At 38.2% G+C, this 23,314-nt stretch carries 19 protein-coding genes, 1 tRNA gene and 1 other RNA gene; 18 read left to right on the forward strand and 3 right to left on the reverse strand.

From position 1 onward, the window contains the following. Nucleotides 1-20: 20 nt before the first annotated feature. Entirely contained in the window at nucleotides 21-2,939 is a 2,919-nt protein-coding gene (locus K0B81_02300; protein ID MBW6515432.1) for a glutamate mutase L, read from the reverse strand. A gap of 379 nt (nucleotides 2,940-3,318) precedes the next feature. On the opposite strand from K0B81_02300, the gene K0B81_02305 reads away from it, so the two are divergent. From K0B81_02305 to sppA, 4 genes are read left to right on the forward strand one after another with little or no spacing between them, the layout of a single operon-like run. Then, the gene (locus tag K0B81_02305) at nucleotides 3,319-3,699 is read left to right on the forward strand and encodes a GntR family transcriptional regulator (GenBank protein ID MBW6515433.1); all 381 of its coding nucleotides are present in this window, start codon (nucleotides 3,319-3,321) and stop codon (nucleotides 3,697-3,699) included. Continuing rightward, nucleotides 3,696-4,544, forward strand: coding sequence for an ABC transporter ATP-binding protein (locus K0B81_02310; protein ID MBW6515434.1), 849 nt, complete (start codon nucleotides 3,696-3,698; stop codon nucleotides 4,542-4,544). Before K0B81_02305 ends, K0B81_02310 begins: the two co-directional genes overlap by 4 nt. Beyond that, on the forward strand, nucleotides 4,534-5,427 hold the full coding sequence (locus tag K0B81_02315) for a hypothetical protein (protein ID MBW6515435.1): 894 nt from the start codon (nucleotides 4,534-4,536) through the stop codon (nucleotides 5,425-5,427). Before K0B81_02310 ends, K0B81_02315 begins: the two co-directional genes overlap by 11 nt. 24 nt (nucleotides 5,428-5,451) lie before the next feature. Then, nucleotides 5,452-7,866 (forward strand): signal peptide peptidase SppA, encoded by a 2,415-nt coding sequence (gene sppA, locus K0B81_02320; GenBank protein MBW6515436.1) that lies wholly within the window; start codon nucleotides 5,452-5,454, stop codon nucleotides 7,864-7,866. A gap of 79 nt (nucleotides 7,867-7,945) precedes the next feature. Here sppA and purE read toward each other — a convergent pair whose 3' ends face one another. Then, nucleotides 7,946-8,401 carry a 5-(carboxyamino)imidazole ribonucleotide mutase gene (purE, locus tag K0B81_02325; protein ID MBW6515437.1) on the reverse strand — a complete coding sequence of 152 codons (456 nt, stop codon included), beginning with the start codon at nucleotides 8,399-8,401 and terminating at the stop codon, nucleotides 7,946-7,948. 97 nt (nucleotides 8,402-8,498) lie between these two features. Then, nucleotides 8,499-9,158 (reverse strand): PTS sugar transporter subunit IIA, encoded by a 660-nt coding sequence (locus tag K0B81_02330; protein ID MBW6515438.1) that lies wholly within the window; start codon nucleotides 9,156-9,158, stop codon nucleotides 8,499-8,501. Between the two features lie 114 nt (nucleotides 9,159-9,272). On the opposite strand from K0B81_02330, the gene K0B81_02335 reads away from it, so the two are divergent. The 14 genes from K0B81_02335 to K0B81_02400 all read left to right on the forward strand — a co-directional run bounded on the left by K0B81_02335 (nucleotide 9,273) and on the right by K0B81_02400 (nucleotide 23,219). Beyond that, on the forward strand, nucleotides 9,273-9,776 hold the full coding sequence (locus K0B81_02335; protein ID MBW6515439.1) for a hypothetical protein: 504 nt from the start codon (nucleotides 9,273-9,275) through the stop codon (nucleotides 9,774-9,776). A gap of 6 nt (nucleotides 9,777-9,782) precedes the next feature. After that, nucleotides 9,783-10,934, forward strand: coding sequence for an rRNA pseudouridine synthase (locus K0B81_02340; GenBank protein ID MBW6515440.1), 1,152 nt, complete (start codon nucleotides 9,783-9,785; stop codon nucleotides 10,932-10,934). Between the two features lie 34 nt (nucleotides 10,935-10,968). Next, a complete protein-coding gene (locus K0B81_02345; protein MBW6515441.1) occupies nucleotides 10,969-12,033 on the forward strand; it encodes a YchF family ATPase in 1,065 nt (354 codons plus the stop codon). 20 nt (nucleotides 12,034-12,053) lie between these two features. Beyond that, nucleotides 12,054-14,375: a cell division protein FtsK gene (locus K0B81_02350; GenBank protein MBW6515442.1), complete on the forward strand. Its 2,322-nt coding sequence runs from the start codon at nucleotides 12,054-12,056 to the stop codon at nucleotides 14,373-14,375. Then, nucleotides 14,356-15,021, forward strand: coding sequence for a hypothetical protein (locus K0B81_02355; GenBank protein ID MBW6515443.1), 666 nt, complete (start codon nucleotides 14,356-14,358; stop codon nucleotides 15,019-15,021). The genes K0B81_02350 and K0B81_02355 overlap by 20 nt, the downstream gene beginning before the upstream one ends. A 41-nt stretch (nucleotides 15,022-15,062) precedes the next feature. Continuing rightward, nucleotides 15,063-16,118 carry an NTP transferase domain-containing protein gene (locus K0B81_02360; protein ID MBW6515444.1) on the forward strand — a complete coding sequence of 352 codons (1,056 nt, stop codon included), beginning with the start codon at nucleotides 15,063-15,065 and terminating at the stop codon, nucleotides 16,116-16,118. Between the two features lie 71 nt (nucleotides 16,119-16,189). Further along, on the forward strand, nucleotides 16,190-16,339 hold the full coding sequence (locus K0B81_02365) for a hypothetical protein (GenBank protein MBW6515445.1): 150 nt from the start codon (nucleotides 16,190-16,192) through the stop codon (nucleotides 16,337-16,339). Between the two features lie 3 nt (nucleotides 16,340-16,342). Beyond that, entirely contained in the window at nucleotides 16,343-17,164 is an 822-nt protein-coding gene (gene nadC / locus K0B81_02370; protein MBW6515446.1) for a carboxylating nicotinate-nucleotide diphosphorylase, read from the forward strand. 4 nt (nucleotides 17,165-17,168) lie between these two features. Further along, nucleotides 17,169-17,894, forward strand: a complete 726-nt coding sequence (locus tag K0B81_02375; GenBank protein MBW6515447.1) for a hypothetical protein — start codon at nucleotides 17,169-17,171, stop codon at nucleotides 17,892-17,894. Nucleotides 17,895-17,915: 21 nt separating this feature from the next. After that, nucleotides 17,916-18,373, forward strand: an RNA gene (gene rnpB / locus K0B81_02380) — RNase P RNA component class A. Between the two features lie 54 nt (nucleotides 18,374-18,427). Then, nucleotides 18,428-18,504: transfer RNA gene (locus K0B81_02385), tRNA-Met, on the forward strand. Nucleotides 18,505-19,220: 716 nt separating this feature from the next. After that, nucleotides 19,221-20,078: a DUF2877 domain-containing protein gene (locus K0B81_02390; GenBank protein MBW6515448.1), complete on the forward strand. Its 858-nt coding sequence runs from the start codon at nucleotides 19,221-19,223 to the stop codon at nucleotides 20,076-20,078. Between the two features lie 9 nt (nucleotides 20,079-20,087). Beyond that, on the forward strand, nucleotides 20,088-21,635 hold the full coding sequence (gene fdrA, locus K0B81_02395) for an acyl-CoA synthetase FdrA (GenBank protein ID MBW6515449.1): 1,548 nt from the start codon (nucleotides 20,088-20,090) through the stop codon (nucleotides 21,633-21,635). A gap of 189 nt (nucleotides 21,636-21,824) precedes the next feature. After that, nucleotides 21,825-23,219: a DUF1116 domain-containing protein gene (locus K0B81_02400; protein ID MBW6515450.1), complete on the forward strand. Its 1,395-nt coding sequence runs from the start codon at nucleotides 21,825-21,827 to the stop codon at nucleotides 23,217-23,219. The last annotated feature ends 95 nt before the right edge of the window (nucleotides 23,220-23,314 follow it).

The following is a 23,314-nucleotide window of genomic DNA, read 5'->3' on the forward strand; positions in this document are numbered from 1 at the left end:
ACTTTTTCCGATAACCGGAACTAGTCGGTAATAATAATTTTTGGTCTTCTTACTCCTGCTCTGATCTGTGTGAATGTGTCGAGATAGATCTCCTTTCCGTCTGATTTTTTTAGTTTATCCTGAATTGTAGAATGCATCAAAAAGTTACCAAATCCTTCAGTCAGAATAATTGGGTAAGGTATTGGTTCTTTACCTGTCAGTGCTACCCCGATCTCATTTCCTAAGAATTGAGTCAGATCGGCATTGTTAATGGATGGTATAACTAAACCCTTTATTTTTGCTGCTTGAGCTTTTTTGAGCAATAGAAGATCAACTGCTTGGGGACAGGCAATAATTTTTCCCTCGAAAGCAGTTAGATCGTTTTTATCAGGATCATCCAAATATTTCAAATATCCGAAGTTTTCTCTACCAAAACCGATAATACCATTGATAGTTATTCCATTATACTCAATAGTAACCGAACGGTTCTCTTCTGTCTGAATAATCTTTCCCTTAACTCCCGGATGAAGAGTATATGGTTTCTTTAGATATTGGATAGTTATTATCCCTTTTTCATAATCAATATTTGTTATGGTACCGGTTGTCGGTGAAGTAAAGACAGTTGATTGACCTCTAGCCAGATCAGTTCTATCCTTCTTAAACATATATCTGGCAAGAGTTTCTCCTGTTCTGACAAAATCATTCTCTCTCTTCTTGAGATGTCCCTTTAAGTCTTTCGGTTTAATGCCAAGCTTCTCTGCTAAGTTGATTTTCATCGGTTTTAATGGATAATCCTGTATCTCTCTCAAGTAGATAGAACCGGTCTCATAATTAATCCTTTCAACCACTCCTCTGATATTGGAATGATAGAAGATGTTGGAGCTAAGTATACCCTTAGGTGGAATATCAAATATCTTCTGTCCGGCAGAGATCTCATCATCTTCTGATATTTTTAAACCCTCCTTAAATGTATCTTTATCAATTCTCAAGAGAGTTATTAAGTTAATGATAAACAGTCTAGGTGGGTCAAATTTTGCCTCACCTATTAAGGTGTCGGCTTTTACCTCATCACCCTCTTTAGCATAGATCTCACCCTTATAGGGTAGATTGCGGTGTAAGAGAGCGGTTCCTTCTTCTATCTGCTTATGATGCATTAAATTATCAAAACTCGTTTTTAGCTCTTCCCCATTTCCTTTGAGGTCGTAAAGTTTTAAGGTTTCGTTCATCATCTCAAAATCAAAACGATTATTTTTTCGCGTATCTATCAACAAAGGCACATCACTTTTTAACTTCAGCGGATTATCATGAGAACCGAGAGAACAACCCTTAAGACAATGGATTTCAAATTCTGCTTCCTGAGTAGGTTCAAGAAGTATTAACGAATCAGATAAAATTTCATAGTTTTCTTCTTTACCACTCTCTTTCATCTTAATATCTAACAGTTTAAGCTTTTTCTTCGGGGCTTTGAATATCGGTTTGATCGAGAGAGCAAGTTTCTCATAGGCATATTTAAAAAGTAAAGATTCAGCTAACTTAGGGTCAACTTCACTCAATTTACCAAGATGCGGAGAGATGAAATCTTTATCGCGCCAGATCTCTGTTATTCCTTCTATATCAAAAGCATCAGCTAACATAAGTATAACTTGCTTACGATTTCGAGTACCTGTAAAAACTCCACCGGCACCAATGACAATATCAAAATCTCTTAAGAAAAAGCTACGTTTATCTACAGTTTTTTCATAATACATGGCTTCTTTGAATTTCCTCGTCATACCACTTTTGATCATCTCCAACAGGCCAATTCTCTGGATCTGGAAATTCATTTGCAAGTGGTGTTTTTGGGACATATCAATGGCTTCTCTTGCCGCTGCATGCTCTATAGCTTCTTGGATCTCATCGGATGCTATGTATGTAGGATATAACATCTTATTACTGATGTAATTACGAATATAATTCTCATCAAGACTACTTGGCAACCATCTGCGGATATTGGCAAACCCACTCTCTGCCATGACATTGGTGATACTATAACTCATCCCATAGTTGGCACTTACAGTTCGATAGTATCTACCAAAGATGTTAGAGAATATATCGGTTGTAGCTCCTCCGATATCGACAGCTATAACATGTTTCTGGAAATAATTACTAATTACTTCCAGTGATTTTATAACTCCGGAAGGTGTAGGTATTATTGCATCTGTTACGATCTGTTTTAACTCACTATAACCGGGTGCCTGTTCCATTACATTTTCCATAAATAGACGATGGATCTCGTCTCTTGCCGGTTCAAGATTCTCTTCTTTCATATTAGGACGGATATTGGGCACAAAATGAAGATCGAACTTATTTTCAAACATTGTCTGAATAAAATCTCTCGCCTCTACATTTCCGGCATAGATCAAAGGGATCTTAGAAGATACACCGAATTTAGGTTTGGGGTTAGATACATTGAGCATCTCCCCCATTCTAATGACAGAAGCTAAAGCACCCCCGTCTATACCGCCAGAAAAAAGAATGATATCGGGGCGAAGCAGATCTATTAATTGAATCCTTTCAATGATCGATCGTTTGTCATCTATGGCAAGAGTATCGAGAATTACTCCACCGGCACCATAAGCTGCTCTTTGAGCACTGCTGGCAGATTCATTGAGAGATAGCCCTATGACAAGGATTTGTAAGCCACCACCGGCACTACTGGTCGTGAGGTAACTAACTTCTTTTGCTATAGTTACATTCTTTTCATCTGATTCAGGTGTAAGAAGCTGAAAACCATTCTTCTTTTCTAAGTGACGTAAGACACGGTAAAGACCAATCTTAACATCATCATAAGGTGATTCAACAGTAGTCGCCTCTTTTTCTATACCGACAAGAGAATATGTATCCTCTTCCTGTTGTAATAATATGGATTTGGTGTTTGTACTACCTATATCTGTAATTAGAAGGTATTTAGTATCAATCATATCTACTCCCGCCATTATTAATGCTTTTAAGTACTAATTAGCCCCGAAGAACCAACGTTGTCAAGTGCAATATTTAACTCTTGGATTTTGCTATTATTTCCAATATCAACTATTTTGTCCCTTTGTATCAATTGATTATAAAATGATCAGTTTAAGAATGAAATTGTTAAAGATTTTTTGATTCAGGATACTAGAAAAGTTTTATCTCGAGATAAGAGAAACTAGTCTCTCAAAATTTTTTTTAGAGGCAAAATCCTATCTGTAAAAGGGAATTGACGATGTTAAGATATCTGCAGAAAAAATATAGCTTGACAAGGTGAACCAGTGAATTACCTTACCACCAGACAGGAGATGAGAGAAAAGAAAATGGAGGTGAAAAATGAAATTCTTTGATGATCAGATGCCGATTTACATTCAAATGAGGCAGGAGATCGAAAAAGCAATTATCAAAGGTTTGATAAAAGAAGATGAGATGATACCCTCCACTCGTATGTTATCTCAAACATATCAGATCAATCAAAAGACAGCGGTAAATGCTTTAAGCGATTTAATCAACGAGCAGATCCTATACAAGCGAAGAGGTATAGGAATTTTTGTCAGTCCCGGCTCGAGGAAAAAGTTAAGAGAGCGCAAGAAGAAAGAGTTTCGGGAAGAGGATTTAATTTCTATTATAATGACAGGGAAAGAGCTTGGCATCAAAAAAGAGGAGATATTAAAAACAATAGAGACTATCTATCAGCAAGAAGGAGAAGAGAAATGAATGCAATCGAGATATCACAATTAAGCAAGTATTATGGAAAATTTAAGGCATTAGACCAAGTGAATCTCACCATACCGAGTGGCAGAATAATTGGTCTGTTTGGTAAGAATGGAGCAGGTAAATCTACCTTAATGAAATGTCTTTTAGGGTTTTTAAAGCATGATGGTGAAATCAAGGTAATGGGTAAGCCACTATCAGAGCATAAGCATCATCTGTTTAATGAGCTGGCATTTATACCTGATGTTAGTATTATTGATGACCGCTTAACTGTTCAGCAGACAATTGATTATGTCTCGAATATTAACCCTGCATGGAACAGTCTTCGTGCTCAAAGATTACAGGAGATCAGCAAACTACCTATGAATAAGAAAGTGGGAAAACTCTCTAAAGGCATGAAAACAAAGCTTTATCTAATGATTACTCTATCACTCGATGTCAGCATATTGCTGTTAGATGAGCCAACCATTGGCTTGGATATTGCCTTTCGCAGGGAATTTTTCAGCACAATATTAGGCGAGTTTTATGATGATTCCAAAACGATCCTTATATCAACCCATCAGGTAGAGGAAGTAGAGCATATTCTAAACGATATCATCTTTATTGATGAGGGTAAGATCATACTACACGATGGCATTGAAGAACTAAAGAATAGATATAGTATCATTTCTGTCCCGACAGAACAGAAAGATGAATTTATGAAACTTAATCCCAGATTAATTACCCCAAAATTAGGTTCTATCAGCGGGTTAGTAGAGAAGTCAGCGGTAATAGAGGGTGCAGAATATAGACGACCATCATTAACCGACCTCTTTCTCGCGGAAGTAGGAGGATATTATGAAAACTAATCAAGCATTAATAAAAAAAGAGGTGATAGTATTAGGAAAGAAGTTATTTATACCGGTTTGGATTTTAGCTGCTATCTATGCTGTTATAATTCTAATGATAGTCTTCTCTCTCATTTATAATAAAGGGAACGCTGCGATAATAGATGGAGAGGCATTGTCTCTCAGAGAAGTAATCCGAACAATACCGACTGAGGTTGTAGAGCAGTATAAGCAAATTGGTTATGTTTACAACTATATAGCGGCTTTATCAATATCAATTCTCTTTCTTTTGACTCTTGCCTTAACGACTAATAATGCCTTAAATGTTAATCATAGAGATAATTACGAGCTGTTTCACAGAGCGCAACCGGTCTCAATACTCAGAAAAACAATGTTGAAGTTCATAGCTATAGTCGGAAGTAATTGGCTGATATTTTTTGGCTTATGTTTGATAAATTTTCTAATTACTAACGCCGTGATCAGTATATTGCTACGAGAAGTAATGCCTTGGAATTTCTGGTTCGGATTTATTGGATTATTACATTGGGCAGTCCCAATATTATTTATATCAGCCATATTTATTGCTCTTACCTTTCTGGTATCAGCGCTATTTCAGGATGCAGCGAACACAAAATTTGTTGGTATTATTTTTGGATTCTGGATTATTGGGCTGATCTTTAACAATATCTATGGCTGGAATATTCCCTCCCCCTTCGACTATATCTTCTCTGTTATCAATATTGGATGGAATAATATAAGTTCAATAAGTCCTTATGATTCTGAATTTACTTTGCCTAATTGGTCATTCCTAATCAATTGGAAAACACTTGTTCATATAGTTGTTGGCGCTGTATTCTTATATTTAGGGACTATAATATACAGTAAGAGAGAAATCAAACAATAATCTATAACATAGAGAGGAGAGTTTATGAAATTAAGAACTAACGTATTGATTGGCTTAGTATTAGTCATTCTGTTATCAGCAAATGTACTTACTGCCCAGACCGGATCTGTAGCAACTGCTGATGACTATACTGCATCTGAAATAAATCCGGCAGCACTGATGTATGGTAATGCAGCAGGGATTGCCTTTGAAGATTTCTTTGATGAAGATGGCTTAGAAGGAAGATATCGCATCTTCTTCAATTGGGATAGTTTTGCTTTTGTTTACGGAAAAGTCGGAAGTAGTAATAATTATCGCCTATCAACATCTACCCAGCTATTCCGAAATATCTATCTCGGTGGAGATACATATTGGCTTAATAGTGACATTAAAGATGCCGATTATTCTATCTCTGCTTTATACAGACCGCATAATTTGCTGAGCTTAGGATTGAATGCCAAGAATATCAATCGCAAGTATCCTGGTTATCATACCGGTATAGGGATCAGACCGTTGTGGGGAACAGGTTATTGGGGCGACAGGATAATCCTCACCGGTGATATTAGCTATACCGAGAAAAGAGATGCAGAGAGAAGAGAATTATCATGGGATAAACCGACAATAGGTTTGGAAACAGAGTTGATCAACGGAATAAAAATTTCCGGCGCTTATAATTTGGAAAGCGAAACGATAGGTATCAACTTTTCCTTAGCTATGAAAAGATCAAGAGTAGGATCAGCAGTTAATTTTGATGAGAATAATGATTACACCGGTGGAAAATACTACATCTTTCTAGCGAAAAAGGATCATCGTTCATTACCTTTTCCCATCAAACGTGATAATCTCTATGAATATACAATGAGAAGAGAGATAGTAGATGAGAAAGAGAGAAGTAGGTTTGGTCCCTTTTTGATGGTCAAGAATCAAGAAACAATGAAGAGGACAATAGAGAGGATCAGAGTCTTAAAAGAAGATGATTCGATACAGGGTATTGTGTTCAAGAATCCTCAACTAAACACCAATTATGCTAACATGCTGGAACTTCGCAGGGAACTACTCGATTTCAAAGAAAAAGGGAAGAAGATCGTTGTTTATAGTGATAACTACGGAAATCTTCATTATGCTTTCTTTGCTTCGATAGCCGATGCAATATATCTAAACCCGAATGGTGCTGTTAACTTGATAGGTTTCTCGATTGCTATACCGTATTTATCTGATATGTTAGATAAGCTCGGTATTGATATACACGATTTACGGAGTCATGATTTTAAAACTGGTTTGAATATCTTCACCGAATCGGAAATGACCGAAGCAGAAAAGGCAACTTATAATGATCTGTTAGACGACTATTATCAATACCTGACCATCTTAATTGAAGAGGGGAGAGGCAGCAAGATAAAATCGAATATTGATGACTTAATTGATAATGGACCTTACCTGTCGGCACATAATGCTTTAGAAGTTGGTTTGATCGACAAGATAATCTATGAAGATGAACTGGAAGATGAACTAAAAAACCTGTATGCTAATCCAAAGGTAACGAAAGAGTTCCCAAACGAAAAAATGAATCTTACATGGTCAGAAACACCAAAAGCCACTATAGCCGTGATTTATGCTACGGGTGATATTGTAATGAGTAAAGGTGCACCTGGCAGAAGAATAGGTGGCAAAACAACGGCAGAACAGATCAAAAAAGCCAGAGAAGATAAGAGTGTAAAAGGTATTATTTTGAGGGTTAACAGTGGTGGTGGATCTGCTTATGCTTCCGATCTAATAGCGAGAGAGGTTAAAAAATGTCGAGAAGAAGGCAAACCGCTAGTAGTTTCAATGGGTGGAGCAGCTGCATCAGGTGGTTATTATATCTCAGCTTATGCCGACAAGATAGTTGCCGAACCTACAACAGTGACCGGTTCTATTGGAGTGACCGGATTAATACCAAACTTTAATCGCTTATTTAATAAAATAGCCATCAGATGGTCTTCACTCAAGAGAGGAGAGCATTCGGATCTGCTTGCCCTTTACCGTCCCATAGAAGAGGAAGAAGTTTTGCTATTAAGAAGCTATATAATGGAGAGCTATGATCAGTTTGTCAATGCTGTAGCCGAAGGAAGAGGAATGAGTTATGATCAAGTACATCAAATAGCACAAGGGAGAGTATGGTCTGGCAAAAGAGCAAAAGAACTCGGTTTAATTGATGAATTAGGTGGAATGAAAGAAGCGATAGAGATAATGAAAGGATTAGTTGGCTACAAAGAACTTGAGTTAAAGGACTATTCCTACAGTTTCAGTGGATTCTCCTTGAATATCCAAAGAAGCGGAGTATTCTTTAAGCCACAGAGCTTAATCAAACTACCGGAAGAAGTAGAGTTACTGATGGAATATAAAGAGATGCATGATAAGTGGGAGAATGAGAGGGGATTATACCTAATGCCGTTATTTGATATCAAAGGTATAGAATAGGCAATAAGAATAGATAGAAAAGGGCTGATCTAATCAGCCCTTTTCTTATGTTATAAAGCAGAATGTTTCACGTGAAACATCAGCCGTTTGCCAACTCTGATTTGAATTCCAACATTTTCTTCAAGTAATTATCATCACTCGAACCCAAAATCTGGCAGGCAAGAATAGCGGCGTTTTTACCACCATTAATAGCTACTGTTGCGACCGGAACACCTACCGGCATCTGAACTATAGAATAGAGAGCATCTTCACCCGACAAGCTATTGCCCTTTACCGGAACTCCAATAACAGGCAGAGGAGTATGAGCTGCTACTACACCTGGTAGATGGGCTGCCATACCGGCTACTGCTATGATCACTTTAATTCCTTCTTGATGAGCATTATGAGCTAACTTCATAGTTGCTTCAGGATTACGATGAGCTGATGAAACATAAAAGTCATAGGGGATAGCAAATTTTTCGAGATAAGTTTTTATATCTTCGCCAATTGCCATATCGGACTTGCTGCCTAATATCACTCTAACTAACTTCTGCATTTTTTCCTCATATATGTTTGTTTTTGGGACTATAATATTATAGATTCTAAAGAGTTATGCACCTTATATCGAAAATGTAATCGGAGTTTTTGATATGTTATTTATGAAGGGTCAATAAGTTAACTACTTCTTCCGGATTTTTAGCATTCTTAAGTGCCTGTAAATTCTCATCTTTCATGATAAACTTGGAGATATAGGAAAGAGAGAAGAGATGTTGCTTATCATTGTGTAGCAGTAGCATAAAGAAAAGGGTTACAGATTCATTATCAGGTGCATCGAACTCTACGCCCTGTTCACATCTCCCGAACAGAATGGAAGGTTTCTTAATTTTAGAGGGGTGATGGTGTCTGGGATGCAATAAGGCAACCCCTTTACCTACAGCAGTTGAAACCAATTCTTCACGAGCAACGACAACTTCATAAAGCCATCTTTGATCGCGTACGATTTTCAGTTCTTTAGCCATGATGGACATCTTTGCTATAGCTTCGTATTTATTATCCGCTTCGAAGTTCATATTGATGTATTCCGGCAGAAAATAATCTTGGAATCTACAAACAGTTCTTTTCAGAGCCAGCATCTGTTCTTCACTTTCATTCAATTTTGCCAACCATTCATCTATATCACTTTTATTTATCTTTTGTGTGTTACCTGATTTAACTGCTTTAAAGACATTATCATTGATCATTTCTTTTATCACATTAGGGCTAACTTTCAGTAATTTAGCAGTCTCATTAACAGTGAGCAGATTTTTTTTCATCCCGACAACCTCCGTAGTTTTGGATTGAAGCAGATATTTAAAAAACCATTTCTTTTTGTCAAGTATATCAGTATTATTTCTTGACATAAAAAGGTCGTGAGGTGACTTGAAAATATGAAATTACCGTATATTAAAGGCATTATAGCCATTTTATTAATCCTCTCCGGATGTACTTATTCTCTTCGGATGAATCAGTATCCCCATCTTAGAGATGTGATGCTAATCCCTTTTGAGAATGAGACCTTAGAACTCTATCTGGAAGAGGAGTTAAGAAATTCGATAATCGCCTCGTTTCAACAGGACGGCAGATTACGTATTGCTTATGATAATCCTGACAGTCAGATTGAGGGGCGTATAATTGATTACACCAATACAATTTATGGATATAATATAGATCAGACTATTGAAGAGTATCAGGTAAGATTAGTAATAGCAATAACTTTTACCGATCTGATCCGCAATGAAGTAATCTGGGAAAGCAGAAATTTAACTATAACAGAGAGATATACTCCTCAGACAACTGTAGCTGTGAAGTGGCAGAATGAAGAAGAGGCAAGGAATGAAATATATCAGGAGTTATTTAGAATAATAATCCGCAATAGTTTAGAGGCATGGTAAGCAGAGATGAGAATAAACAGATATTTGGCAAAATGTAGTCTTGGTTCGAGACGCGAAGTAGAAGATCTGATCACTGAGGGGAAGATCTTCGTTAATCAAAAACTTTGTAAAGACTTAGCAACTGATATCAATGTGGGAATTGATGTAGTGACTTATGAAAACAAGGTTGTTACTCCCAGTGAGAAGATGCTATACTTAGCCCTCAATAAACCTCGAGGTTATATCGTAACCAAAAGTGATGAATATAAAAGGCAGACAATCTTTGATATTTTACCCAAATTCGATGTTAATCTCTTTTCTGTCGGCAGACTTGATAAGGATTCTGAAGGGTTATTACTTTTAACGAATGATGGTGATTTTGCTGATAAGATCATGCATCCACGTTATAAATTATCGAAAATATACAAGGTCGAAGTCAAAGGTATGATCAGAAATGAAGACCTCCGTAAATTACAGGAAGGAATGATCATTGACGGTGAAAAGACGTTACCGGCAAGAGTCTTTATCAAGAAGAGCGATGCCAACTCAACGATACTGAGATTTACTATATATGAAGGCAAGAACAGACAGATCCGTAAGATGTTAGAAACATTGGGATATAAAGTAATAAGCTTGAAGCGGCTACAGATTGCCGGAATAAAGTTAGATGATCTCCCCACAGGTATGTTTAGACCTCTAAAACCGCGGGAAATACGTTCCATCTTAGAAGAAGAGCAACCGGACAAACAAAAGAAGAGAAGTGGAACTAGAAAAACTACACTTAGCTCTCGAGAAGCAAAAGAGAGAGAGTATCGGAAACCCTCATATACTAAAGAACGAACTGAAAAAAGTTATCCTAAGAGCTCAGAAGCAAAACAAGGTAAAAGACCAGATGGTTATGCTCCATTTTCACGAGAACGACGGGATAGAGACAGAATTGATAACCGTAGAGATGATGATAGAAAAGCCAACAGAAAAGGTAGAGAGTCATATCGGGATAGAGATAAGAGTTATACTGAGAAATCATCTTACAGGGACAAAGCAGGTTATCAAGGAAAGAAAGGAACATTTTCAGACAAGAGATTCAAGAGAGATGCTACTACTGGTGACCGGAACAAACCGGAAATGAAAGATAATAAAAGACGAACCACTTCAGGCATTCGTAAGAGAAAGGTCTAATAGAATTTTAGAGATGAAGGAAAGTTAGAATAAGATGCAATTAGGATTGATCGGACTACCAAACAGAGGCAAGACAACGGTCTTCAACGTTTTAACAGGTTTTAATGCCCAGACAGGTTATTTTCATAAGAATGAACCTAACATTGCTGTAGTGGAAGTACTGGATCCGAGAGTAACAACTTTATCGGAGCTCTATAAACCCCAGAAAACAACCTATTCTATCATAGAAGTTATTGATTTTCCGGGAGATGAAGAAGAAACCCAAAAAATGAGATTTGATTCACCTCAGATGAAGCAATTAGATGCACTCTGCTTAGTTTTACGCAATTTTGATGATCAGGTACTTAACCAGTCAATAGGAGAGCCGGATCCTTTAAAAGAGTTGCAAGAGATAGAAAGCGAGATGCTGATCAATGATATGCAGGTTGCCGAGAAGCGTTTAGATAAAGTCAGATTGAATTTGCAAAGGGGAGTCAGATCAGCAGAAAACCAATATGAAGAGAAAGTATTAGAAAAGGTCGTCAATATCTTAAACGCAGAGAAACCATTGAGAACCGCTGAACTACTTCCAGAAGAAGAGAAAGTAATCAGAGGATTTCAGTTATTGACAATCAAGCAGGTGATGATAATCATAAACTCTGATGAGAACAGATTGGGAAAGAATACCAACTTACTTGAGCAATTTCACCAGATGGGCTACGAGGCGATCGACATAGCAGGGAAATTTGAGATGGAATTGCTTAGTCTGGAGCCAGACGACGCAGAACTGTTTCTCTACGAAATGGGCATCAGTGTTTTAGCCAGAGACAAGATCATACAAATGGCATATAGGGTACTCGGATACATCAGTTTTTTCACGGTAAGCAACAAAGAGGTCAGATCATGGACTATCACAAAGGGTGATAATGCTCAGGAAGCAGCAGGAAAGATCCATTCTGATATGGAGCGGGGCTTTATCAGAGCAGAGTGTTTTCATTACAACGATCTGATTGAGTATGGTTCTGAGAAGGCATTAAAAGAGAAAGGTAAGATCCGCGTTGAAGGTAAAAGTTACATAGTAAATGATGGTGATGTATTATTTATCAGATTTAGTGTTTAGACAGGTAACAGGGTGTTTGTATGAAGAATTATAAGAAAAGAAGTTATTTTGGGAATATTTATAGTGGCGTTTTTCTCGCCATTATGGCTCTGCTTTTCTTTTTATCGATTATACCGGGAGAGGAAGGGTTGGAAAGCGATTATAGTATCTTAACCCATTCCGGTACATCATTCTTTGATATCATAACCTTAAACTTTGAACGCGTTGATAATTTGATTGGACCATTTGGGGCATTTTTCGGGTTTTGGTTCTTCTTTCTCACTGGTCAGCTATTATCTTATTTTATTATCATCTCTGTTTTCTTGATCGGGTTGGTCAGGATTTTCTTTCCCTACAAACGTGAATACAGTATCAAAGCTTTTTCTATCATCTTTCTCGGATTCTTCTTAAATATTTCCCTCTTAACAGGAGAACAAGCTTTTATCACTAAGAGTGGAGTAATAGTTGAAACAGCTTATGATGTTCTTTTTAGGATATTCAGTAACACAGGAACTGCGATAATATCTATAGCTTTACTAATCGGTTTTTTGATAACTATCTTAGGAACTAATTTAGTGATGGTTTTCCTCCGCTGGTTAGGAAGAGCTTTTGTTAGTATCTTTGATTTCTTAACACTCAAGAAAATGCCTAAAAAACAGGATAAAGAAGCTCTCAAAACTGCCCGTGCTGCTAAAATTGAGCAAGAGGAAAAAGGGGAAGCCGGAAAAATAAAACAGGATAAAAAAATAGCCCCGACTATAACAGATCACGTAGAGTATAATGATGATCATAACGGAATATTAGATGATCTTAGTGACGAAGATCTTAATATAGACGAAGCATTAAAAAAGACAAGAAAGGATAAGAAAAGTAGAAAGAGAATCGAAATACCTCCAGAAGAGATGAATCAGGAAGAATATCAGAAACCGAGTATCGAGGAATTTCTAACCAGTTCGGCAAAGGTTCTGGTACGCGATCGTGATGAGATGGAAGCGATCATCACCACTACAAGCCGCATATTGATAGAAAAACTGGCTCAATTTGGTGTCGAAGCTGAGGTGGTTAATGTCAATATCGGACCGATAATCACTCAGTATGAATTAAAACCTGCTCCACACGTCAAGGTTAGTCGTTTTCAGGCCTTGGCAGATGATCTCTCTTTAGCGATAAAATCGCGTTCTATCAGAGTGCAAGCACCGATACCGGGCAGAGGATTGATCGGAATAGAGGTTCCCAATAAAGAACGGGAAGTGATCTATCTCAAAGATATCATGTTAGCGGAGCAGATGGTCAGGAATCCAAGTAAGTTGGCTTTTGCACTCGGTAAGGATATAGTAGGAACACCGGTAATAGCTGATCTGGCAGGAATGCCCCATCTGCTTATTGCCGGAGCAACAGGATCGGGTAAGAGTGTTTGCATTAATTCTATTATCTGTAGTTTGCTTTTCCGCTCTACACCCGAAGAGTTACGGCTTGTCTTGATAGATCCCAAAAGGATAGAATTATCGGGGTATGAGGGGATACCTCATTTGATACAGGACGTTGTTTCCGATTCAGAAGAGGCATTAATAGTTCTTAATTGGGCAGTAAAGGAAATGGAACGCCGTTATGAACTATTACAGCATTATAATGTCCGTGACATTAACGGCTATAATAAAAAGATCAAAGAACTTGTTAGCAACGAAGAAAAGCCCTTTGAAGAGACCTTACCCTATATTGTGATAATCATTGATGAGTTTGCCGATTTGATCATGCGGTCCGGAAGAGATATAGAAATACCGATAACACGGTTAGCCCAGTTAGCGAGAGCGATAGGAATCCATCTCGTTTTAGCTACACAAAGACCTTCGATCAAGATCATCACTGGTCTGATCAAAGCCAATTTCCCGTCTCGAATAGCATTTCAGGTTGCTCAGAAAATAGATTCACGGGTTATTCTTGATATGAATGGTGCAGAAACTCTGCTCGGTAAGGGAGATATGCTCTTTATTCCGCCCACCAAGGGGCAGGCAGAACGGATTCACGGGGCTTTTGTCTCGGATAGTGACATAGAGCATTTAATAGAATATCTCCGTACACAACCTAAACCGGAACAGAAGATAGAGATAATTACTGAAAGTGAAGAGGGTGTAGAATTAGTTGACTATGATGACGAGTTATTTATTGAAGCAGCTAAGCTGGTTGTTTCTGCAGATACGGCTTCTGTATCAATGTTACAGCGTCATTTCAAGATCGGTTATGCCAGAGCCGGCAGATTGATCGATATGCTGGAAAGAGCGAAAATAATCGGTAAATATGCCGGCAGTAAATCACGTGAAGTCACTGCCACACAGGAGGTTTTGGATGCTTATGGTATCGAATAACAGGTTCATCTTATTATTGTTGATTTTTGTAGTTAGTTATGGTCTATCATCTGCGATTACTATTGATGAAGTCTATCAGCAGTTAACCGCTAAGTATGATACTATTGAATACTTTGCAGCCAGTTTTACTCAAACGAATTACTGGAAAATTCAGGATCGTCTCATGGAATCACAAGGGGAGATCTATATAGCAAATCAAAAGATGGCGATCATCTTTAGTTCTCCACCGGGACAGAAGATGATTCTTGATGAAACGCTATATCTGATCAATGAGGTAGAAAGAACAATGATCATCACCGATATGGAACATACCGGCGGCTTGTTCAAGCCGAATGATATCATTGACCTGTATTGGAACCAATCGGCAAAGGAATTGATTGTTGATAATGAGGATACCTATAAGATAGTGATGATCCCTGAAGATGATCTTTATACAGCCAGAGCAGAAATGATCATCAGACGCAGCGATTTTATTATAGTCGGTGTTAGTTATGAAGATCATAACAAAAATAGAGTTGATTTTAATTTTCATGACGAGAGAGTTAACCAGCGTTTTGATATGAGTGTTTTTAATGTCACACCGGATAAAGATTACACAATAATAGACAATCGTATCAATATTCCCCAGGAAAATACTCTCGATTGAGATAAATAAGTATAAGTTAATATAGAAATTTGGAGGATAATATGATTGGTGTCATTATGGCAGGAGGTTCTGGAACCAGATTTTGGCCTTTAAGCAGGGAGATAACACCCAAGCAATATTTACAGTTGTTTTCGGACAAGACGATGATTCAGAAAACTGTTGAACGGCTCTTTCCTATCATTGGTTTGGAGAGCATCTATATAGTTTCAACAGAATCACAACGTCCTCTTATCCACGATAATATTCCCAATCTGCCGGAAGAAAATCTGATCATAGAGCCGGTGGGAAGAAATACAGCACCCTGTATCGCTTTAAGTGCCGCCTACTTAAAGCGTAAATACTCAGAAAATAAGATCATGTTTGTTCTCCCTTCTGATCATATAATTGTCGAAGAGGACATCTTTCAAAAAAGCATCAAGGTTGCAGAGAAGGCTGCGAAAGAGGGTAATCTGGTGACTTTCGGTATCAAACCGGATTATCCGGCTACCGGATATGGATACATCGAAGCAGGAAAGGCAATAACAAAAGGTGTTCACAAGATTACTAATTTCAAAGAAAAACCTGATTTTGCAACCGCCAAATCTTTCCTCAGTGCAGGGAATTATCTCTGGAACAGTGGAATGTTTATGTGGCGTGTCGGAGACATTTTAGAAGAATATCGCCTTCATGCTCCCGAGATGTATAAATTATTACAGGGCATAGAGAAACTATGGGATGAAAAAGGATTAGATGCCGATATAAGCAGCAAGTATATCCAAATGCCCAAGACACCGGTAGATATAGCTATCATGGAAAAGGCAGAAAAGAGAGTTGTAATTCCTGTTAATTATCACTGGAATGATGTCGGCAGTTGGAGAGCTGTCTCCGATCTGGCAGAAAAAGACAAGAACGGCAATGCCATCAAAAGTCCGAATATTGTTATCAAAAGCAGCGGTAATTATGTTTACGCCAAAAAACTCGTAGCGATGATTGATACAGATAACTTAGTAGTGATTGACACTCCCGATGTACTATTGATCACCAAAAAGGAGAGTTCTGAAAAAGTAAAAGATGTCGTTGCTATGATCGAAAAGATGGGTTGGAAAGACTATCTATAAATCGGGCAATATTTAAAAAGTTATTGACAAATGGACTCAAAATATTTTTCTGAAATTCGAGGAAGTAATTGATGAATTTGGAAGGTGATAAAAGATTTACTGATCAAATTGGTTTTGATAAAAATAAAGCATTAAGCATTTACCAAAAGGTAAATGCTTTTTTTGTCTTCAAAAACCGGGTTAACATCTTGCTTGGCTTAGCGTTATCAAAGGCGGTCTAAGGTATGAAGATTGACTGGCTTATTGAAAAGGCGTTACAAGAAGATCTCGGCACAGGTGACATAACAAGCAATTATCTCAATTTAGACAACAACAAATCAATCGCTTTTTTAATAGCTAAAGAGAAGGGAATTTTAGCCGGTTTAGATGTAGCTATTGAAGTATTTCGTAAACTCGATCCCAACATCACTTGGGTTGCTTATAAAAGAGATGGGGATAAACTCCGTAAGGGTGATGAGATAATTAAATTTAACGGTTCCACGAGAGCAATTTTAGCCGGTGAAAGAGTAGCCCTGAATTTTATCCAAAGATTGAGCGGTATAGCAACAATAACCAGAGAGATGGTTGATATTCTCAAACCCTATAATACCAAGCTCTTAGACACTCGTAAAACTACCCCATTATTACGAGAATTAGAAAAATACGCCGTTAAAATTGGTGGTGGCTATAATCATCGGTTCGGGCTCTATGATATGATAATGCTTAAAGATAATCATATTCAGGCAGCCGGTTCTATAACCAAAGCGGTTAATCAAGTTCGCAAACACAATTTAAATTATAAAATCGAAGTAGAAGTAAAGAATCTGCAAGAACTTCGGGAAGCCTATAACTGTCGGGTGGACAGGATTATGCTCGACAATATGTCTCTCAAGAGCATCTGTAAAGCAGTTGCCCTCTTTGGCGGGAAGGTTGAATTAGAAGTTTCAGGCGGTGTTAATCTCACTAATATCAAAAAATATGCTGAAACCGGTGTACAATATATCTCTGCAGGTTTTATCACCCATTCAGCAAAAGCATTGGATATTAGTTTATTGTTCAGGGAGTAGTAAGATGGTGAAAATACTGATCGCATTGATCCGTATGCAACGGTATGATGATATAATCGGTGAAAAAGAAGTATTGAAAAAGAGATTACCGATGCAATTGGAAGAGTTGGAGAAGAACGTTTCAAGTGCGAAAAAGAATTTTGAAGATTTCAAAAAAGAGCTCAACACCAATCTTATGGATCGCGATAAGTTGGAATTGGAACAAGAAGAAAATAAAGAGCAGATGAATAAGTATGAAACTCAGCTTTCCATGATCAAGACCAATAAAGAATACAAGGCGTTAAACAACGAAATAGACGGCTTAAAAGAAAAGAATTCGGCTATTGATGATCAGATCTTAGAGATGATAGATCAGGAAGAGGAGCTTAAGAAACTGTTAGAAGTGAAGAAGAATGAATTAGAAGCTGCCGAAGGAGAATTAAACAAAAACGAAGATATCTTGCGAAAGAAAATTATTGCAGTTGATAAAGAAATTGAACAGACCAGAGCTAAAAGAAACGAAATTGCCAAAACCTTACCAACCAATATTGTCAGCCGCTACGGCTCACTTATAAAAAATAAAAATCGCAAGGCAGTGGTCTTTCTTAATACTAACAATGGATGCGGTGGTTGCGGTTTCAGTGTCAGACCACAGTTACTGATCGATATCAACAGAAAAGATTCCATCATAAGTTGTGAAAGTTGCGGCAGAATGATCGTTGATAAAGAACTTGCCAATAAGGAAGAATAACTATATATTGTTTTTAGATGTCAAAGTGGGATAAATGTCTGCTTCCCTGAAATAGGGGAGAGGAAAGTCCGGGCACCAAAGGGCGGGATACTTCCTAACGGGAAGCTCTGGTGACGGAGAGCTAGCTCCACAGAAACAAACCGCCCTTCACTATTTTAACTTTGTTGGTGATTGTTTACGATGATAACTTGAAATGCTAAAATGGTGAAGGGTAAGGGTGAAATGGTAGTGTAAGAGACTACCGGATATATTGGTGACAATATATGCCAGGAATGCCTTATTCGGTGCAATGCTAAATAGGAGAACAGTGCCTCGTGCCGTATGTCTGCCCGGCATACTTTGTTCTCGGGTGAGCAGCTAAAACCGGTTTGGGAAACCAAATCTCCTTAAGGGGAATAGTAATATCCGGTTCAGACAAATAGACATTGTTCTGTTTATTAAACAGAATACAGAACCCGGCTTATTTCCCTCTTTGACATCAAATTTTGATTTCTCTTGACTTCTCAAGAGAAGTATTATTTTTACACTTATGATGCGAGGTGGAGCAGTCTGGTAGCTCGTCGGGCTCATAACCCGAAGGTCGAAGGTTCGAATCCTTCCCTCGCTACCATTTTTATAGACACTATTTTTGATGATGAAAACCAATCTCAATATACTCTCAATAAGAGAACAACATAATAAATTTTATCATTAAATTGTCTTTATCCAATCAATAAGAAGCACACGAGTCGGCTACCGCCGACTCGTGTACTCCCCTTAGGTTTCTCATACTTAAAACCAATTCAAAAAGAAGATCACTGACTTTAGTTTTGTTTTGGTTACTGGAAAAAGTTATTGCAGTATTGAGGAAAAAGCCGAAGAATCTTCATTAAATACATAAAAATCCTTTCTGCCATCCCGAGTTTCTCAGTATTTACGTAGTTTCACCACACTGTCACTCTAAGTAACCCTTGGTTCTTAGGTAGTTTCAATACATTGTCACCCTGAGTGATTCCAGGCAAACTACTTGCTCTATCTTTCTGGAATTGTATCGAAGGGTTGAAGAATAGCACAACCATATCGACACAAGCCCTCCTTCGATACATTCTGCCGGATAAAGCAAGAAGCCATTGCAGAACACTCAGGATGACAATGGGTGGCGTATAACTTAGGATGACAATGGATAGTAAATCACGATGTTGATGATTATTGACCATAAACAGACTAATGCCTATCTTACAAAACGGATAGAAGATAATAGGGTTTTCAGTTTATTGTAATAAATGGTAAGAAATCATTATTCCTGAAAAAAGTTGACACTTTTAACAAGATGAATAATTTTCTGATATGATTGAACAGAGTAAGGTATTTCATTCTTCCGGAACTATTTCATCTATTGGGAAAAGAATCCCTTGTGGTGAATTTAAACAAATTCATTCCATATTCGATAGAAATATCAATTTTCTTTATAATGATCTGATAGTTAGTCTATCTAACATTAAATCTTATGAAGGGGTCTTGAGATTAGTCATACCAAATCTTGAGCTGCATAAGATCAAGGCAATAGAACATTATCCGGGGAAGATCATCATTAACGGGAATGAGATTTTTAATTATATAGAAGAGAATATTTACGATCCTTTTTTACCCCAGATGTATCTCAGATCAAATTCCATATCATCAGACCTAACTGATCTAAAAGCAAAATATTTAGCTAAGGATAAGCAATATACACTGGCTTATCTTCTTAACAAAGATAATGTACCAATACCGGAAAGATCTTCTTATGACAGTGAGTTTATGAAACAGATGAACCGAGCTTTCAGAGCACTTAAAGATGGTAACTATCCTCTTGCTGTACAGGGTTTTAAGGGAAGGGGTTACGGACTAACTCCATCGGGAGATGATTTTTTAATCGGTTATCTGATTGGATTGAGTTTCCGAGAGTATTTAGGAGACAGAGCCGTAACTGATTTGAAACAGGAGATTTATAGACTTGCTCTCGGAAGCAATCCGTTGGTAAATACTTTTCTTTTTGAAGCAGTGAACGGCTATTGTAATTCTTACTGGAAATCGTTCCTCACCAAGTTGATTAGGGGTACAGGAGATGTTGTGGTTGATTTTGAAGCAATTTTATCGGAGGGTGAGACTTCCGGTTATGATATGATGGCAGGATTCCTAACCTGTTTTGAAATAGAGATTTAAGGTGAATTTATGGCAGTAGTTAGTATAGTGATCAACAATCGTTATCTCGATTCGGTGAAATTGATGCAGATCTCGGAAAAGATCAAAGAGAAAGAGGGTGTGACTGATGCCTTAGCGGTAGTGGCAACAAAAGAGAACAAGTCGATTCTTAAAGCTGTCGGAATGCTAACGGAAGAGTTTGATCAGGCAACCGGTTCGGATATTTGTTTGGCTATTAAAGCAGAAACTGAGGAGTTAGCTAACGATCTATTAAAAGAGGCAATAGCATGGATCAAGAAAGGGCTACCCGGAGAGAAGAGAGCAGCAGAAGAAGATCATCAGCCCCGATCTCTGGAAAGTGCTCTGAAAATAATGCCTGATGCAGATCTGGTATTGATCTCTGTAGCCGGAAGGTATGCTGGCAGAGAGGCAAGAAAAGCTCTGGAGAATGGCAAACATGTTCTGCTCTTCTCTGACAATGTATCTATTGAAGATGAAAGGGAGCTGAAAGAGTATGCGGTTGCTCATGATCTGTTGATGATGGGTCCGGGCTGTGGTACGGCAATAATCAATAATATACCCTTGGCTTTTGCCAATAGTATCAGACTGGGCAAGATCGGGATAGTATCTGCTGCCGGGACTGGCTTGCAAGAAGTGAGTTCGATCATCCATAATCTGGGGCAGGGTATTTCGCAGGCATTCGGTACAGGTGGTCGTGACGGCAAGAAAGAGATCAGTGGTTTGATGATGCAATACTGCCTGCAATACTTGATCAACGATCCACAGACAGAAGTAATCGTCTTGATCAGCAAACTGCCTGATGATGAGGTGATAGATAAGATATGGAAACTCGCCAAAACTACCGAGAAACCGATAGTTATAAATTATCTTAAGTTAATTACTATACCTAAGTTAGACAATATATATGTCACGGAAACTCTGTCGGATACAGCTGTTGTTGCTTGCCGGTTACTAACCGGAGAGGAGATAAAAGAGAGTGATGTTGAATTACCAGTACTTTTATCATCTATCAAATTACCGGATAACAGATCAAGAAAATATCTGCGAGGATTGTATAGTGGCGGGACCTTATGCTATGAAGCGCAGAATATCTTTTATAAAAGATTGGGTAGATATGCCTTTAGTAATGCTCCACTCCATCCTGATGCAAAATTGACAGATGTTTGGCAAAGTAAGGAACACACTATGATTGATCTCGGAGAAGAGGAGTTTACAGTGGGAAGACCACATCCGATGATAGATTATTCCTTAAGAATCAAGAAACTCAAAGAGGAGAGTCATGATCCTGAAACGGCAGTAATTTTGTTTGATGTAGTTCTCGGTTATGGTTCTCATCCTCATCCAGAAAAGGAGTTAGCACCAATAATCAAGGAGGTCAAGCAGGAGAGCGGTTTTCCTGTAATATGTTCGGTGATAGGGACAGATGAAGACCCTCAGAATCGGCAGAACATTATCAGAACCTTACAAGATAGCGGAGCAATTGTAAGGCAAACCAATGCAGAAGCAGTTGAACTGGCAGTTGGGATTATAAAGCGTATCTTGAATGATATAGAGTAAAGTGTCACCTTTTGATACATTCTGCTGCAAGAGGAACAAGAAATAGTCAGCAGAACACTCAGGATAACAATTATTCGTAACATAGACTTCAGTCTGTGTATTTGGACAAGGTTAAAAGGAACGAAGAAGTTGTTATGAAAACAGATTAGTAACTCAGTATATAAAAATAACCAGTTAAAGGGAAAACTTATGAAATTACGGGAAGGAAAACTTAAGGTGATCAATCTGGGGTTGGAGCAATTTGGCAAAGATCTGAAAGAGCAGAATGTAGAGACAATTCAGGTTAATTGGTCACCACCATTAGAAATAGACTCTTCCATCATGCAGATAATAGCGCATCATCAGGAAGAGATCGATCAAGCTAATGAGAAGGCATTAGATATCATCCAAAAGGGGCAACCGGTTCTTTTAGGACTCGATATAGCACGTAATGTGATACCCGGAATGCAGGAGAATATGATACTTCATGCCGGTCCCCCTATCCAATGGGATAGAATGTGCGGACCGATGAGGGGAGCTATCATCGGAGCTTTGATCTATGAGGGGAAAGCCGCTACCAAGGAAGAGGCAGAGAATTTAGCTAAGTCAGGGGAGATAGAATATGCACCCTGTCATGAGCATAATGCTGTTGGACCTATGGCGGGAATAATCTCACCTTCGATGCCGGTATTTATCATAAAAAACGATACTTATGGTAACGAAGCTTATTGTACTCAGAATGAAGGGCTGGGGAAGGTTCTCCGTTACGGTGCCTATCAATCGGAAGTGATCGAGAAACTGAAATGGATGGAAAAGGTACTATATCCGATATTAGATAAAGCGATCAGGTCGTTGGGCAAGATAGATCTAAAGAATCTTATCTCACAAGCTTTACACATGGGTGATGAAGTACATAATCGTAACCGTGCCGGAACTTCTCTATTGATCAGGCAACTAGCACCGGCTATTCTGAAAACATCTGAAAACGTGACTGACTCTGCTAAGGTACTGGAATTTATCAATAGTAACGATCACTTTTTCCTGAACCTCTCAATGCCTGCTGCCAAATGCATGCTTGATGCCGCTTCTAATATAGTTCCGAGCAGTATAGTAATAGCTATGGCTCGTAATGGTACGGATTTTGGTATTCGTTTAGCCGGTACGGGGAACAAATGGTTTACCGGCAAAGCCCTCATTCCTGATGCCCTCTTTTTCCCCGGCTATACAAAGGAAGATGCCAATCCCGATATTGGGGACAGCACAATTACAGAGACTGCAGGATTGGGTGGATTTGCTATTGCAGCTGCTTTTGCCATAGCTCAATTTGTCGGTGGCACTGCAGCAGATGCCAAAAGATATACGAATCTGATGTATGAGATAACAGCAACGGAAAGTGAAAATTTTCAAATACCGGCTCTTGACTTTCGCGGAACACCGTTAGGTATAGATGTGCGAAAAGTAATAGAAAAGAATTTGACCCCGTTTTTAGATACCGGAGTGGCTCATAAACAACCGGGTATCGGACAGGTCGGAGCGGGGGTGCTGAGTGCACCAACAGAGCCGTTTATTAATGCTATTAAAGGTTTAGCTAAAGTGTTGGAATAATTGACAGGCAATGAAAATTTCAGTAAATTGTTATTCTGAGAGAAATATTGAGTTGTTAACAGGTTAGAGAGATTATTATAAACAAAGGAGTAAAG

Source organism: Candidatus Cloacimonadota bacterium (assembly GCA_019429305.1).
Classification (GTDB): domain Bacteria; phylum Cloacimonadota; class Cloacimonadia; order Cloacimonadales; family JAJBBL01; genus JAHYIR01.

Coding starts and splice junctions, on each gene's coding strand:
- K0B81_02300 (MBW6515432.1), bottom strand. CDS start 2,939: ATGATTGATACTAAATACCTTCTAATTACAGATATAGGTAGTACAAAC.
- K0B81_02305 (MBW6515433.1), top strand. CDS start 3,319: ATGAAATTCTTTGATGATCAGATGCCGATTTACATTCAAATGAGGCAG.
- K0B81_02310 (MBW6515434.1), top strand. CDS start 3,696: ATGAATGCAATCGAGATATCACAATTAAGCAAGTATTATGGAAAATTT.
- K0B81_02315 (MBW6515435.1), top strand. CDS start 4,534: ATGAAAACTAATCAAGCATTAATAAAAAAAGAGGTGATAGTATTAGGA.
- sppA (MBW6515436.1), top strand. CDS start 5,452: ATGAAATTAAGAACTAACGTATTGATTGGCTTAGTATTAGTCATTCTG.
- purE (MBW6515437.1), bottom strand. CDS start 8,401: ATGCAGAAGTTAGTTAGAGTGATATTAGGCAGCAAGTCCGATATGGCA.
- K0B81_02330 (MBW6515438.1), bottom strand. CDS start 9,158: ATGAAAAAAAATCTGCTCACTGTTAATGAGACTGCTAAATTACTGAAA.
- K0B81_02335 (MBW6515439.1), top strand. CDS start 9,273: ATGAAATTACCGTATATTAAAGGCATTATAGCCATTTTATTAATCCTC.
- K0B81_02340 (MBW6515440.1), top strand. CDS start 9,783: ATGAGAATAAACAGATATTTGGCAAAATGTAGTCTTGGTTCGAGACGC.
- K0B81_02345 (MBW6515441.1), top strand. CDS start 10,969: ATGCAATTAGGATTGATCGGACTACCAAACAGAGGCAAGACAACGGTC.
- K0B81_02350 (MBW6515442.1), top strand. CDS start 12,054: ATGAAGAATTATAAGAAAAGAAGTTATTTTGGGAATATTTATAGTGGC.
- K0B81_02355 (MBW6515443.1), top strand. CDS start 14,356: ATGCTTATGGTATCGAATAACAGGTTCATCTTATTATTGTTGATTTTT.
- K0B81_02360 (MBW6515444.1), top strand. CDS start 15,063: ATGATTGGTGTCATTATGGCAGGAGGTTCTGGAACCAGATTTTGGCCT.
- K0B81_02365 (MBW6515445.1), top strand. CDS start 16,190: ATGAATTTGGAAGGTGATAAAAGATTTACTGATCAAATTGGTTTTGAT.
- nadC (MBW6515446.1), top strand. CDS start 16,343: ATGAAGATTGACTGGCTTATTGAAAAGGCGTTACAAGAAGATCTCGGC.
- K0B81_02375 (MBW6515447.1), top strand. CDS start 17,169: ATGGTGAAAATACTGATCGCATTGATCCGTATGCAACGGTATGATGAT.
- K0B81_02390 (MBW6515448.1), top strand. CDS start 19,221: ATGATTGAACAGAGTAAGGTATTTCATTCTTCCGGAACTATTTCATCT.
- fdrA (MBW6515449.1), top strand. CDS start 20,088: ATGGCAGTAGTTAGTATAGTGATCAACAATCGTTATCTCGATTCGGTG.
- K0B81_02400 (MBW6515450.1), top strand. CDS start 21,825: ATGAAATTACGGGAAGGAAAACTTAAGGTGATCAATCTGGGGTTGGAG.